We start from the raw sequence: 14,958 nt of genomic DNA on the forward strand, positions 1-14,958 counted from the left end.
GGTTCCGATCTTCTTAATAGAGGCTGCCGGTGCCCGGACGCATGATGAAGCTGCCGGAATCAGGTGGCGGTGCACCCGGCGGCATGCCACGGTCCGCATCCGCCACGCCAATGACAGAATAATTGTCCGGCGGCGCGGTGCCCGGCTTGAATGCTTCCATGATGGTGCGGCCGGAATCGCCGGGGCCGGCGCGCATGCCGGTCTTGGCGTCGACGCGCACCAGCTTGATGCCGGCCGGGATCTTGAACGGCGTCGCCGGCTTGTCGGCGAGCGCGAGCTTCATGAAGTCCTTCGCGATCGGCGCCGCCAGATGGCCGCCGGTCGCAGCATTGCCCCGGCCGAGCGGCCGCGGCTTGTCGTAGCCCATATAGATGGCAACCGCGAGATCCGGCGAGAAGCCGACGAACCAGGCATCCTTGGCCTCGTTGGTGGTACCGGTCTTGCCGGCGATCGGCTTGCCGACCTCCCTCAGCACGGTGGCCGTGCCGGCCTGCACCACGCCTTCCAGCATCGATGTCATCTGGTAAGCGGTCATGGTGTCCAGCACCTGCTCGCGGCGGTCGACGAGCTGCGGCTCGGACTGATTCTGCCACCCACTTGGCGCATCGCAGCCACGGCATTCGCGAGCGTCGTGCTTGAAGATGGTGTGGCCGTAGCGGTCCTGGATGCGATCGATCAAAGTCGGCTTCACCCGGCGGCCGCCATTGGCGATCATCGAATAGGCCGTCACCATCCGCATCGCGGTGGTTTCACCGGCGCCGAGCGCGTAGGATAGATAGTTCGGCAGCTCGTCATAGACCCCGAAACGCTTGGCGTATTCGGAGATCAGGGGCATGCCGATGTCCTGCGCGAGACGCACGGTCACGGTGTTGAGCGACAGCCGCAGCGCGTTGCGCAAGGTTGTCGGTCCCAGATACTTGCCGTTGGAGAAGTTCTCCGGACGCCAGACGCCGCCGCCCTGCCCCTGGTCAATCTCGATCGGCGCATCGACCACCTGGGTCGAGGGCGTATAGCCGTTGTCGAGCGCGGACGAATAGACGATCGGCTTGAACGACGAACCCGGCTGGCGGTAGGCCTGCGTCGCGCGATTGAATTGGCTCTGATCGAACGAGAAGCCGCCGACCATCGCCAGCACACGGCCGGTGTTCGGGTCCATCGCCACCATGGCGCCCGACACTTCCGGCAGCTGCTCCAGCCGGTACTGGCCCTCGACCGGGTTGCCTTCCTTGTACAGCGGGTCGGCATAGATCACATCGCCCGGCTGCAGCACCTGCGCCACCGAGGTCGGCGTCTTGCCGCGCCCATTGCCGGAGGCGGCGCGGGCCCATTTGACGCCATCAAGCGTGATCAGGCCGGTTTGCCGTTCCTTGCTGATGGCCCCTCCGAGCTCGCGACCGGGCTGGAAGCCGATTCGCGCCGACTGGTCGCTGGTTTCCAGCACCACCGCCATGCGCCATGGCGAGATGTCGGACAGCGACTTGATGTCGGCGAGCTTGACGCCCCAGTCGCCGGAAATGTCGAGCTTGGCGACCGGACCGCGATAGCCCTGCTCCTCGTCATATTTCACAAGGCCGGCGACCATGGCTTTGCGCGCCATCACCTGGATCTTCGGATCGAGCGTGGTGCGGACCGACAGCCCGCCCTCATAAAGCTTCTTCTCGCCATAGCGCTCGAACAGATCGCGACGCACCTCCTCGGCAAAATATTCGCCGGCGAAGGTGTGGGCGCCATTGTTGCGGGGCGTAACGGTCAGCGGGTCCTTGCGTGCCTTGTCGGCGTCGGCCTTGCTGATCCAACCATTCTCCTGCAGGCGATCGATCACGTAATTGCGCCGCTCGACCGCGCGGTCATGATTGCGGATCGGATGCAGGCTGCCCGGCATCTTCGGCAACGCGGCGAGATAGGAGGCCTCGGCGACCGTGAGCTCGTTGACCGACTTGTCGAAATAGACCAGCGAGGCCGCCGCCACGCCATAGGCGCCCGAACCCAAATAGATCTCGTTCAGATAGAGCTCGAGGATCTTGTCCTTGGAATAGGCGCGCTCGATCCGCATCGCGAGCAGCGCTTCCTTGATCTTGCGGGTGAACGACACCTCGTTGGTCAGCAGGAAGTTCTTGGCGACCTGCTGGGTGATCGTGGAGGCGCCCTGCGGACGGCGGTTGGAGCCGAAATTCTGTGCGAATACGACGGCGGCGCGTGCCATGCCGGTGTAGTCGATGCCACCATGCTCGTAGAAGTTCTTGTCCTCGGCGGCCAGGAACGCGTTGATGACCAGCTTGGGAACGGCCTGGATCGGCAGATACAGCCTGCGTTCTTTGGCATATTCGCCGACCAGCGAGCCGTCGACCGCATGCACGCGGGTCATCACCGGCGGCTCATAGTCCTGCAATTGCGAGTAGTCGGGCAGGTCCTTGGAGAAGTGCCAGATCAGGCCGGCTGCTGCGGCGACGCCGACCAGGAAGACAACAGTGCCGGCGGCAAACAGGAAGCCCAAAAACCGCACGATGAAGCGCATAGGCGAATATCCGTTCCAACTTTTGTTCAACGCTCGGCTGGGCGCGCTGCGCCGCGAGGGACGCCTTTGATCAAAATCACGCGAACCTCAATGAGGTCCGCGCAAGCCACATCAGGGGCCTTATCCTGCAAGCCCTTATCATAAGCTGATCGAGGGAGAATCTCACCCGATTCCAAGCATCTCGCGGGTCAGTTTATAGGGCGGTTGCTGTGGCCAAACTAGGGCTTTGCGCGCGCACCCGGTTTCTCGGAACGCTCACCGGCGGCTGTCGCCACACGCTTGGCGAGGAAGGAATCGACCGCGCGCGCCATTGCCTCCGCGGTTCGCGAGCGCCAGGTTTCCGAGCCCAGGTTTTCCATATCCGCCTTGTTGGAGGTGTAACCGAGCTCGACCAGGACCGACGGCACGTCCGGCGCCTTCAGAACCCGGAACCCGGCCGATTTCAGCGGTCGCTTGTGCAGCGACGTCGCGGACTTCATGTCGTTCATCAGCAGGCGCGCGAACCTGTTGGAAAACGTGCGGGTTTCCCGCCTGACCAGGTCGATGAGGATATCGGCGACATCGGTCGGCTCGTCGGTCAGGTTGATGCCGGCGATGGAGTCCGCGCGGTTTTCGGCATCGGCCAGGCGTTCGGCCTCGGCGTCGGAGGCCTTGTCGGACAGCGTATAGATGGTCGCGCCCTGCGCCTCGCCCTCCTTGCGCGGCAGCGCATCGGCATGAATCGAGACGAACAACGATGCAGATTGGTTGCGCGCGATGCGCACGCGATCGTCCAGCGGGATAAAGGTGTCGTCGGCGCGGGTCATCACCACCCGGTACTTTCCCGTCCGTTCCAGCCGGTCGCGCAAGGTGAGACCGAATGCCAACACGACATCCTTCTCGGGAATTTCGCCAGACTGAGTGCCAAAATCGACCCCACCATGGCCGGGATCGATGACCACGACGGGCCGCGAATCCGGCGCGGCGTTCGGCGGCGCGACATTTGCGGGCAGCGCCGTCGGCGGCGGCTGGATCGTCGGCGGCCCCGATGGCGTCGCCGCGGTGACGGTTACGCCGGGTGTGGTGGACTGTGGCCCCTGACCATCCGCTCCGAGCGACTTGGCGAAGCTCGCCTGATCGACCTCCTCGAGCTCCAGCACCAGACGCGGCGGCTGGCCGTTGGCCGAATCGAGCACCGACGCATTGGCGATACGGGCAGGCCCGGTAAGATCGAACACGATCCGGGAGCCGCCCGGCATCACCAGCCCGTAGCGGAATGCCTTGACGAGGCCGCGTCCGCCGGTCCCGGCTCCGGTCGGCAGGTGAAAGCTGACCTGGGGCAGATCGACCACCACGCGGTAGGGGTCGCTGAGCACAAAAGCGCGGAACTGAACGCTCTTGTCGAGATCGAGCACGAAGCGGGTCTGGCGGGAATCACCCGCGAGTCGCGCATCGGAGGCGACGGGGTAGGCCTGGACCTGAGCCGGCAACTGCACCTGCGGTTGCCCGGGCGCAACCGCCAAGCTTTGCGCGCGGACCACGGTACCGCCGCTCCATAACATTTCCGTGACGCACAGCAGTGCGTATCCCAGCAAGAATGGGTGATTTGCCCGGCCAGTCAACGAATCCGTGCCTCCGCGTGGCCTCTTTACCGCAACCAAACCCGGTGGTTAACCGCCAACTCGGGCATTTCGCCTAAATAGGTTGATTGTTGCGGCCCCGCGACGCTTCCCTTGCACCCTCCCCCCAATCCACGTATGTACGGAGGGCTGAAGGCTAATACTTACGGCTAGTTGTGTCGCGTTCAGCCTCCCGGTGCCACGCCGGAAACCTTTGGGTTCGAACAGTCGCATCCTCAGGAATTCCAGCGCTGTATCCGCCTCTCGCCTCCGACCAGCGCGGATCGCGCGGCCGGAACATGGAGGCGGTTCGCAATCCGAGCGAGGCCGGTTGCCAGGGTGACTCGTTGCAGAGGAATGCCCGGGAACCGAGCCGGACATGGCACAGCTCGATACCGGGCCCCGACGGGGCGGCATCGAATCGAAGGCAAGCGTTTCGGCGCGATCCTGCCTTCAGCAGAAGAAATAAAGGCGGCACTTGTGGCCGCCACGTATTCCAGACGGGCCGACGCTTGATGCGCCAGACTGTATTGCCGACCAAGACCAGCGGGAGATCCGTGCCGCAGCGGGGCCAGGCCCTCGCCCGGCCGATGACGCCGCGGGCACCGGGTTCGGCACGGCGCAACCGCGTGCGTTTAGGCCTTCCCCTCACCCCCGAATCAGGTGGACCGTCGCGTCGTCCGACAGCGCGCCACGCGCTCGCGGCCCAACGCGTCCGTCGCCTCCAAGAGTTCCAATATGCCCAACAAGATGTTGATCGATGCTACTCACCCGGAAGAGACCCGGGTCGTTGTCGTTCGCGGCAACCGCGTCGAGGAATTTGATTTCGAGACCGCCCAGCGCAAGCAACTGCGCGGCAATATCTACCTCGCCAAGGTCACGCGGGTCGAACCGTCGCTTCAGGCTGCTTTCGTCGAATATGGCGGCAACCGCCACGGCTTTCTCGCCTTCAGCGAAATCCATCCGGATTATTATCAGATCCCCGTCGCCGACCGTCAGGCCCTGATCGAGGCCGAGGAACGCGCACACCGTGAAGCGGAGGAGGAGAGCGAGAACCGCTCCAATCGCCGCCGTAACCGTCATCGCAGCTCACGCCGCCGCGGCAGCGGCGAGCGGGTCCAGAGCGAGATCGTCGGAACGACCGCGCCGCAGGCCGACGGCCATGAGGGTCACGAACTCGAAGGCTATGAGGGCCACGAGCTTGAGGACCATGAGGCGCATGCGCCCGAGGTTCATGGTTACGAAGGCGAGCACGCCCACGGCTTCGGCGAGGCGCCGCGCGGCGAGGAGCCGCATGCCGAGCACCATGACGAGGATCATCATGATAACATCGACCATCATGGGGATGAACACGCCCATGATGGTGATCATCATGACGACGATCATCATGACGATCAGCACGACCACGATCATCCTGCGCCTGCCGACGAGGCTGCGCCTGTCGTAGCCAGCGAGCCGGCCGAGGCCCCTGCCGTCGTCTCGGAGGAGCCGGCCCCTGCCCTGGTCGCCGCGCAGGAGCACGAGGATGACGAGCACGCTCATGCCGATGACGCGCACGACCATGACGACAACCATCATGGTCACGATGGGGCTCATGATCGTGACGAGGCGCCGGGCCATGACTCCGTAACGGAAGGCGAAGCCGTTGCCGAGCAGGAAGGCAGCGAGGTCACCATCGTCCCGCAGGACGAGACCGGCGCGATCGCGCATGGCGACGAGCACGATGACGAGGACGACGCCGAAGAGGCCGAGGAAGAGGTCGTCGAATCCGTTGGCGGCGACGACGTGCTGGAGGAAGTGCCGGAGCGTCCCTTCCGGCCACGCCGCCAGTACAAGATCCAGGAGGTCATCAAGCGTCGCCAAGTGATGCTGGTGCAGGTGGTCAAGGAAGAGCGCGGCAACAAGGGCGCGGCGCTGACGACCTATCTGTCGCTCGCCGGCCGCTATGCCGTGCTGATGCCCAACACCGCGCGCGGCGGCGGCATCAGCCGCAAGATCACCTCGGCGCAGGACCGTTCGCGGCTGAAGGAAGTGGTGCAGGATCTCGACGTGCCCGAGGGCATGGGCGTCATCCTGCGCACCGCGGGTGCCAACCGCACCAAGCCCGAGATCAAGCGCGATTTCGAATATCTGCTGCGGCTGTGGGAAACGGTCCGCGATATGACGTTGAAGTCGCAGGCGCCGACCCTGGTCTATGAGGAAGGCTCGCTGATCAAGCGCTCGCTGCGCGACCTCTACAATAAGGAGATCGACGATATCCTGGTCGCCGGCGAGGCCGGCTACCGGGAGGCGCACGATTTCATGAAAATGCTGATGCCGTCCAATGTGAGGGCGGTGAAACAGTACCGCGACGGCCAGCCGCTGTTCTCGCGGATGGGCGTCGAGAGCCAGCTCGACGCAATGTTCTCGCCGACCGTGCAGCTGCGCTCCGGCGGCTACATCGTCATCAACCAGACCGAGGCGTTGGTCTCGATCGACGTCAACTCGGGCCGCGCCACCCGCGAGCATCATATCGAGGACACCGCGCTCAAGACCAATCTCGAAGCCGCTGAGGAGGTCGCCCGCCAGCTTCGCCTGCGCGACCTTGCCGGGTTGATCGTGATTGATTTCATCGACATGGACGAGAAGCGCAACAACCGCGCGGTCGAGCGCAAGCTCTCCGACTGCCTGCGGCAGGATCGCGCGCGCATCCAGGTCGGCCGCATTTCGCATTTCGGTCTCTTGGAGATGTCGCGCCAGCGCATCCGGGCCAGCGTGCTCGAGAGCTCGACCGAGCCCTGCCCGCAATGCGGCGGCACTGGTCATGTGCGCTCGGTGTCCTCGGTAGCGCTGCAGCTGCTGCGCAGCCTCGAAGAGGCGCTGATGAAGGGGGCGACCCACAATCTCGTGGTCCGCACCCGTACCGAGGTCGCACTCTATGTGCTGAACCACAAGCGCGGCCATCTGCGCGATCTCGAGAACGCCTTCAAGGTCGCGCTGGCCGTCATCGCCGACCCGACCGTCAGCGGCCAGCAGTCGTTCGTCATCGATCGCGGCGAGCAGGTGCACACGCTGGAAGCCGCTAAAGCGCTGCTCGTTGCGCAGGCCTCCGCGCCCTCGCTTGCGGCCGAGGAAGTCTATGACGAGGAGGAGCCGTTCGACATCGAGACCGAATCCGAAGTCGAAACCGAGGAGACCGAGGCCTTGGCCGACGAGGCGGCTGGCGAAGGCGAGCGCGAAGGCCCGCGGCGCAAGCGGCGCCGTCGCCGCCGTGGCCGCGGCAGCGGCGAGGCGCGCGAAGGCGCAGCGGGCGAGAGCGCGACCGAGGCCCAACCGTTCGAAGCAGGCCAGGCAGCCGAGCTGCCGGCTGACGAAGGCGAGGCCGAGGACGACGAAGCCGAGGAGCAGCCGGCATTCGGCCATGGTGACCAGGCGACCGAGCAAGGCAGCGGCGAGCGTCGGCCGAGGCGGCGTGGGCGGCGCGGCGGCCGGCGCCGGCGTGGCGGCGCCGATGACGGGCTCGTGGCGTCGATTGCCGACGAACTGACGCCCCCGCCGGCATCCGAGGCCGAAATCGCAGTGGCCGATTTCGACGGCGGCAGCGTTGCAGATCGCACGGCGCCCGATGTTCATGCCGAATCGATTGCGCCCGCGGCCGCCGAGCCGCAGGCTGCGGCTGAACCCCAGGGCGAGAGCACGCCGGCATCGGTTCCGGAAGCTGCGGCCGAACAGGTCGAGGTCAAGACCGAAGGCGAGAAGACGCCGCGCCGGTCGACGGTGCGGGAGAAAGTCAGCTTCGTCACCGAATCCCGGCCCCCGGCCCCGGCCGCTCCGGTCAATGTCAGCGAGACCGAACCAGCGCCGCCTGCGCCCCCGCCAGCCGCGGCCGAGCCGTCGGCAACCGAGGCGCCCGCGCCCCGACGCGCCGGATGGTGGTCGCGCCGCTTCGGCGGTGGCGGCGAATAGCCGTCTCGCCTGCGAGCCTTACACGACTACAGAAACGCCCGGACGAGTGGCCGGGCGTTTTTTTTCTTTTTCCTTTGCTTGAGTTCGCTGCGAGAGAAGCGGATCAGCCGGTCGTGATCGCGGTCTGCACGTCGGACGGATCAATCTGCTGGCTGAGCCGCTGCCGCAGCACGCTGCGGTCGAGCTCGCCCTCCCACCACGAGACGAAGACGGTGGCGATGCCGTTGCCGGTGATGTTGGTCAGCGCGCGCACCTCGCTCATGAACTTGTCGATCGAGAACACGATCGCCATGCCCGGCACCAGCGCCGGACTCACGACCGACAGCGTCGCCGCGAGCGTGATGAAGCCGGCTCCGGTGACGCCGCTCGCACCCTTCGAGGTCAGCATCGCCACCACCAGGATGGTCAATTGCTGGCCGAAGGTCAGCTCGACGCCAAGCGCGTGCGCAATGAACAAGGTTGCCAACGTCATGTAGATGTTGGTGCCGTCCAGGTTGAAGGAATAGCCGGTCGGAACCACGAGACCCACGACCGGCTTGGAGCAGCCGAGCCGCTCCATTTTCTCCATCAACTGCGGCAGCGCGCTTTCCGACGAAGAGGTGCCCAGCACGATCAGCAGCTCATCCTTGATGTAGGCGATGAACTTGAAAATGCTGAAGCCGACGAAGCGGGCGATCAGCCCGAGCACGATCACCACGAACAAGGCCGCGGTGATGTAGAACACGGCAATCAAGCCGATGAGGTCGCCGAGAGCCGACGGACCGAACTTGCCGATCGTGTAGGCCATGGCGCCGAACGCGCCGATTGGCGCCGCCTTCATGACGATCGCAATAACGCCGAATACGGCATGCGCGGTATCGTCGATGATCTCGCGGAGGCGGTGACCGCGCTGGCCAAGCGCCATCAGCGCAAAGCCGAACAGGATCGCAAACAGCAGCACCTGGAGAATGTCGCCGCGCGCCAACGCGCCGACCACGCTGTCGGGAATGATGTTGAGGAGGAAGTCGACCGTCTTCTGCGCTTCGGCCTGCTTGACATAGCTGGCGACGGCTGCAGCGTCCTGCTTGGCGGCCAGGCCGTGGCCGATCGGCGCCAGATTGCCGACGATCAAGCCTATCGCGAGCGCGAAGGTCGAAACGATCTCGAAATAGACTAGCGCCTTGATGCCGACCCGGCCAACCTTGCTGGCGCTCTCGATATGCGCGATGCCCGACACCACGGTGCAGAAGATGATCGGCGCGATCACCATCTTGATCAGCTTGATGAAGCCGTCGCCAAGCGCCTTGACCCAGTCGCTGGTGGCGAGGCCCGGCCACAGCCATCCGACCACGATGCCGATCAGGATCGCGATCAACACCTGGATGTAGAGAATTCGATACCAGGGCTTCTTTGCCGCCTGGGATCGAGCGTCGTGCGCCCCGCTTTCGGTCGCTGCCACCATGGCCCGTTCCTGCTCCTGTTTCTGCTTATCGGGCCGGTCGTCCCCCTGCCCTTATATTTTCCACCTGACGCAAATTGTGAGGCCGGAGTCAATGGGACGATCGCGGCCGTCGCGAAGGCCCGTCAGGAAAGCCAGCGGGCGATCCGCGCCACCGCCTCGCGCATGTCGTCCGCCGATCGTGCATAGGAGAAGCGAACGAATTGGCGACCGTGAAAGGGATCGAAATCGACGCCCGGTGTCGCCGCGACATGGGTTTGCTCCAGCATCCGCTTGGCGAATTCGAAGCTGTCGGAGGTAAAATCCGAGACATCGGCGTAAAGGTAGAATGCGCCATCGGCCGGCAGGAACTTGGTCAAGCCCGCCTTCGGTAGCCCCTCGATCAGGATGCGGCGGTTCTCCTGATAGCCGTGCTTGATCGCCTCCATCTCGGCGGCACCATCAAAGGCGGCCTCGGCTGCGATCTGGGACAAGGTCGGCACCGAGATCGCGAGATTTTGCTGCAGCCGCTCGACCGGACGGACCAGCGCTTCGGGCACGACCATCCAGCCGATCCGCCAGCCCGTCATGCAGAAATACTTGGAGAAGGAATTGATCACCAGCGCATCGGGCGACAGCGCTGCCGCGGTCACCGCCGGGAAGGCGTAATCGAGCCCGTGATAGATCTCGTCGGAGATGAAGCGGATCCCGGCGTCATGGGCTGCCCCGATCACGCCAGCCAGCGCCGCTTTCGACATCATGGTGCCGGTCGGATTGGCCGGACTCGCGACCAAAACGCCCTTCAGCGGTGTCTTGCGATGCGCAGCCAGCAGCGCCTCGCCAGTCAGCGCGTGGCGCGTTTCGCTGGTGGTCTCGATCAGCACCGGCTCGCAGCCGAGCGCGGTCAGTATGTGCCTGTAAGGCGGATAGCCGGGCACGGTCACGGCGACGCGGTCGCCCGGTTCGAACATGGCCAGGAACGCCAGGATGAAGGCGGCGGATGAGCCGGTTGTGACCACGATCCGGCCGGGATCCACAGCGCAGCCATGGGTGTCACGATAGTGGCGGGAGATGCGCTCGCGCAGCGAGGCCATGCCCAGCGCCGAGGTGTAATCGATCCGGGCCTGCTCCAGCGCCGCATGCGCCGCGGCAATTGCCGATCGTGGTGCGGGGGCCGCCGGCTGGCCGACCTCCATATGGATGACCCGCCCACCTGCGGCCTCGATCCGCTCGGCCGCCGCCATCACGTCCATCACCATGAATGGCGGAACATTGCTGCGATTCGACGGCGCCGTGAGCACGCCGATCCCGCGTTCCATCGCTTCTCTCAATGTCGCGTCGCCCATCGATATCTGCTATTGAGCCGGTCGCCCCGGGGGTTGTCCGTCTTGGCCTCTCGGTCTGCCGACATCGCGTGCCCCAGACTGGCCGCATTCCACGGATTGTTGGGCCAATAGCCCGTATCGAGCCGCGCGCCAATTGCAAAGATCGCCCAAAATGCTGTTCCGCACCGTGCTTCGCAAGAAACTGTCGGGTCCGCTTGCGGTCCTGGCGAGTACGGCCCTCGTTCTTGCCTCAGCCCCGCCCGTGGCCGCGCAACAGAACAAGGGTCCGCCCATCCTGCGCGACACCGAGTCCGAAGCCCTGCTCCGTGAATATACAAGGCCAATCCTGCGCGCCGCCGGGCTGGAGAAGCAGAACATCCAGATGGTCATCATCAACGACAGCTCCTTCAACGCTTTCGTTGCCGACGGCCACCGCATCTTCGTGAACTACGGCGCCATCATGCAGTCCGAGACCCCGAACCAGCTGATCGGAGTGCTCGCGCACGAGACCGGCCATCTGGCCGGCGGGCATCTCTCCAAGCTCCGCCAGCAGCTCGCCAATGCGCAGACCATGATGATCATCACCTCCCTGTTGGGCGCCGGCGCGCTTGTCGCGGGTGCGAGCACGGGTGGCGGCGGCAGCGGCCTAGCCAATGCCGGCGCTGCCGCGCTGGCGGGACCGCAAGAAATGGTCCGCCGCTCGCTGCTGTCCTACCAGCGCCAGCAGGAGGAGAATGCCGACCGCGCCGGCGTCAAATTTCTCACGGCCACCGGTCAGTCGCCCAAGGGCATGTACGAGACCTTCAAGCGCTTCACCAACGAGAGCCTGTTCGCAGCTCGCGGCGCCGATCCCTATCTGCAATCGCATCCGATGCCGGCCGATCGCGTCGCCGCACTGGAGGAATTCGCCCATTCGAGCCCCTATTGGGACAAGAAGGACGATTCGTCCCTGCAGATGCGCCATGATATGGTCCGCGCCAAGATTTCGGCCTTCATGGATCGTCCGGATACCGTCAATCGGCGCTATCCGATCTCCGACACCAGCATGCCGGCGCGCTATGCCCATGCCATCTCGACCTATCTCCATGGCGACCTGCGCAGCGCGCTGGTCCAGATCGACGCGCTGATCCAGCAGCAGCCCAATAACCCGTATTTCTACGAGCTGCGCGGCCAGGCGTTGCTCGAGGGCGGCCGGCCGGCGGAGGCAATCGCTCCGCTGCGCAAGGCGGTCGCGATCTCCGGTAGCGCACCGCTCATCGAGATGTTACTTGGGCAGGCCTTGGTCGCTACGGATAATAAGGCCTACACCGACGAGGCCATCACGATCCTACGCACCGCCGTGGCGCGCGAGACCGAGGCGCCGCTCGGCTACACCCAGCTTGCGATGGCCTATGGCAAGAAGGGCGACTATGCCGAGGCTGATCTCGCATCGGCACAGGCCGCCTTCCTTCGCGGCGACAACAAGACGGCACGCGAGCTCGCCTCCCGCGCCAAGACGCGGTTTGCCATTGGTTCGCCCGGCTGGGTCAAGGCAGACGACATCGTCGCGGCAAAGCCGATGAAGACGAACTGACCGGCGCCGGCACTGCGCCGGTCCACAGGCAGCCGGACCCGTTCACCGGTTGTTTCGACGCCCGACACGAACCCAACGCTTGACCGAAGAGGATTTCTTCCATGCCGTTATTCCGCCCGCTCCTTTCCGCAGCTCTCGCACTCGCGCTCTGCGGTGCGCCCTGGGCTGCGTCGGCCGAGAGCTTCAGCGACGGCCAGCGCGGCGAGATCGAGATCATCATCAAGAACTATCTGGTGTCGCATCCGGAGGTGCTCGAGGAAGCGATGGTCGAACTGCAGAAGCGCCAGACTGCCGCCGAAGCCGCCAAGCATGAGGCCAGCATCGCGCAGAACGCCGAGACCATCTTCAACTCGCCGCGCGGCGTCGTGCTCGGCAACAAGGAGGGCGACGTCACCTTTGTCGAGTTCTTCGACTACAATTGCGGCTACTGCAAACGCGCGATGGCCGACATGCTCGACCTCATGAAAATCGATCCCAAGCTCAAGGTCGTGCTCAAGGAATTTCCGGTGCTGAGCCAGGGCTCGGTCGAAGCGGCCCAGGTCGCGGTGGCCGTGCGCATGCAGGCGCCGCAGAAATATCTCGACTTCCATCAGAAGCTGCTCGGCGGCCGCGGTCCGGCCGACAAGGCCCGCGCACTCGCAGTCGCCAAGGATCTCGGCCTCGACATGGCGAAGCTCGAGAAGGACATGGCAAGCCCCGAGGCCAAGGCGACGATCGAGGAGAACTTCAAGCTCGCCGAAGAGATGGGCATGAACGGCACGCCGAGCTACGTGATCGGCAAGCAGATCGTTGTCGGTGCCGTCGGCGTCGAAGGGCTCAAGGAGAAGATCAGCAACGCGCGCTGCGGCAAAGCGACCTGCTGATCGCGCACAAGCCGCGAGCGAGAGAACTGCTTCAAGGGCTGGCGGCAACGCCGGCCCTTTTGCTTTCATTCAGCTTGATGAGCAGCCGTTCATAACACTCAACAAAATCAGGGAACCTCCCCCTGCGCTGGAACATCTGCAACCCCCTGCAGTTGTTCGCGCGGGCAATGCAGATATTGTGAGGAGGAGTAGAGATGACGAACCGCTTGATGGTTTCGGTGGCTGCGATCGCGCTGATTGCCGGCGCCGGTTATGCGAATGCGCAAGGCGCGGGCGGCGCGGGCCACGAGTCCGGCGGCGCGGCAATGCACAACAGCGCTGGCGGTGGCGCGGCGGGTGGCGCCGGCACGTCGGCAGGTGGCGCGGGCGCGGGCGGCGGCGCGACAATGAACCGCGATAGCGCTGGTCCGTCGCAGGGCACCGGCACGTCCGATATGAAGCAGAGCCAGTCCGAGCCGAAATCCGGCGCCATGAAGAATGAGCGCGCCGAGGAGGGTCAGAAGTCGAAGGGCATGGCCTCTGAACGCGAGGGCAAGGGCGGCGCCAAGGACATGAAGGCCGAGGGTCGCGAAGACCGCAGCAACATGAAGGCTGAAGGCCGGCAGGATAAGAGCGGCGCGAATGCCGAGAACCGTGAAGGCCGGACCAACAGCAACATGAACGCTGAGACCAAGAGCGGCACCGAGCGTTCGCAGACCACGACGGGCCAGGCCGGCGCCGGCGCCAAGCTCTCCACCGAGCAGCGCACCAAGATCACCAGCGTGATCCGCAGCCAGCACGTCTCGCCGGTGACCAATGTGAACTTCAACATCTCGGTCGGCACCCGCGTGCCGCGTGACGTGCAGTTCCATCCGCTCCCGGCAGACGTCGTGACCATCTACCCCGAGTGGCGTGGTTACAATTTCATCCTGGTGCGGGACGAGATCGTGATCATCGATCCGAACACGTACGAGATCGTCGCGGTCCTCAACGCCTGACGCCGACAAGGCTTGATCGCCAAGGGCGGGCAGCAATGCCCGCCCTTTTTGCGTCGGCCGTCTCGCCCGGCTCGGCCCACTCCGCTGGTTGATGAGGGATTTCCGTGACTTGCATGCGGTCCTTCGCCCGCCGCGCGAGCCAATTGCGGCAACATCTTGCCGTGCGAAAGACTTCCCCTTCGCAGTTTTGTTACCTATAACGCCCGCCACCTGCCGCCACATTGCCGGGATTGGGATGGCCAAAACCCCTGACCAGACGATCTACGTCCTGAATGGACCGAACCTCAATCTGTTGGGGACGCGCGAGCCCGAGACCTACGGCTACGCCACGCTGGCCGATGTCGAGAAGCTGTGCACCGAGGCCGCCGTCCAGTTCGGCCTCATCGCGCACTGCCGACAGTCGAATCACGAAGGCGTCCTGGTCGATCTGATCCACGAGGCCCGCACCCGGCAGGCCGTAGGCATCATCATCAATGCCGGCGCCTATTCGCACACCTCGATCGCGCTGCACGATGCCCTGATGGCGGTGAAGATCCCCACCGTCGAGGTGCACATCAGCAACATCTACACCCGCGAGAGCTTCCGCCATCACTCCTTCACCGCGAAAGCCGCGTTTGCGTCACTTTGCGGCTTTGGAATTGAAGGCTATCGACTCGCAATCGCCGGTCTCGCCGCAAAAATCGGCGCCAAAACAATCGGCGACAAGGCACAAGCCTGACGCCGCTACCCAAGCCCAGTATCCGGA

Annotated in this window: 9 protein-coding genes; 5 read left to right on the forward strand and 4 right to left on the reverse strand. The window is 64.7% G+C overall.

What is annotated here, in order from left to right:
- Nucleotides 1-13: 13 nt before the first annotated feature.
- Nucleotides 14-2,515 carry a penicillin-binding protein 1A gene (locus P6U24_RS19505; RefSeq protein ID WP_407154149.1) on the reverse strand — a complete coding sequence of 834 codons (2,502 nt, stop codon included), beginning with the start codon at nt 2,513-2,515 and terminating at the stop codon, nt 14-16.
- Between the two features lie 218 nt (nt 2,516-2,733).
- On the reverse strand, nt 2,734-4,056 hold the full coding sequence (locus tag P6U24_RS19510) for an N-acetylmuramoyl-L-alanine amidase (RefSeq protein WP_407160519.1): 1,323 nt from the start codon (nt 4,054-4,056) through the stop codon (nt 2,734-2,736).
- A 795-nt stretch (nt 4,057-4,851) separates the two neighbouring features.
- Between P6U24_RS19510 and P6U24_RS19515 the strand changes: the two genes are divergently transcribed.
- Nucleotides 4,852-8,058, forward strand: a complete 3,207-nt coding sequence (locus P6U24_RS19515; protein WP_407154150.1) for an Rne/Rng family ribonuclease — start codon at nt 4,852-4,854, stop codon at nt 8,056-8,058.
- Between the two features lie 103 nt (nt 8,059-8,161).
- Here the strand turns inward: P6U24_RS19515 and dctA are convergent, their stop codons facing one another.
- Nucleotides 8,162-9,499, reverse strand: coding sequence for a C4-dicarboxylate transporter DctA (dctA, locus tag P6U24_RS19520; protein ID WP_407154151.1), 1,338 nt, complete (start codon nt 9,497-9,499; stop codon nt 8,162-8,164).
- 122 nt (nt 9,500-9,621) lie between these two features.
- Entirely contained in the window at nt 9,622-10,821 is a 1,200-nt protein-coding gene (locus P6U24_RS19525) for a pyridoxal phosphate-dependent aminotransferase (protein WP_407154152.1), read from the reverse strand.
- A 151-nt stretch (nt 10,822-10,972) separates the two neighbouring features.
- Here P6U24_RS19525 and P6U24_RS19530 point away from each other — a divergent pair, with 151 nt between their 5' ends.
- From P6U24_RS19530 to aroQ, 4 genes are all read left to right on the forward strand, one after another.
- Nucleotides 10,973-12,373: a M48 family metalloprotease gene (locus P6U24_RS19530; protein ID WP_407154153.1), complete on the forward strand. Its 1,401-nt coding sequence runs from the start codon at nt 10,973-10,975 to the stop codon at nt 12,371-12,373.
- 101 nt (nt 12,374-12,474) lie between these two features.
- Entirely contained in the window at nt 12,475-13,236 is a 762-nt protein-coding gene (locus P6U24_RS19535) for a DsbA family protein (protein WP_407154154.1), read from the forward strand.
- 194 nt (nt 13,237-13,430) lie between these two features.
- Nucleotides 13,431-14,213 (forward strand): DUF1236 domain-containing protein, encoded by a 783-nt coding sequence (locus P6U24_RS19540; RefSeq protein WP_407154155.1) that lies wholly within the window; start codon nt 13,431-13,433, stop codon nt 14,211-14,213.
- A gap of 235 nt (nt 14,214-14,448) precedes the next feature.
- A complete protein-coding gene (aroQ, locus tag P6U24_RS19545; RefSeq protein WP_407154156.1) occupies nt 14,449-14,931 on the forward strand; it encodes a type II 3-dehydroquinate dehydratase in 483 nt (160 codons plus the stop codon).
- The last annotated feature ends 27 nt before the right edge of the window (nt 14,932-14,958 follow it).

This window comes from Bradyrhizobium sp. STM 3557 (assembly GCF_045571465.1).
In the GTDB taxonomy this organism is placed as follows: domain Bacteria; phylum Pseudomonadota; class Alphaproteobacteria; order Rhizobiales; family Xanthobacteraceae; genus Bradyrhizobium.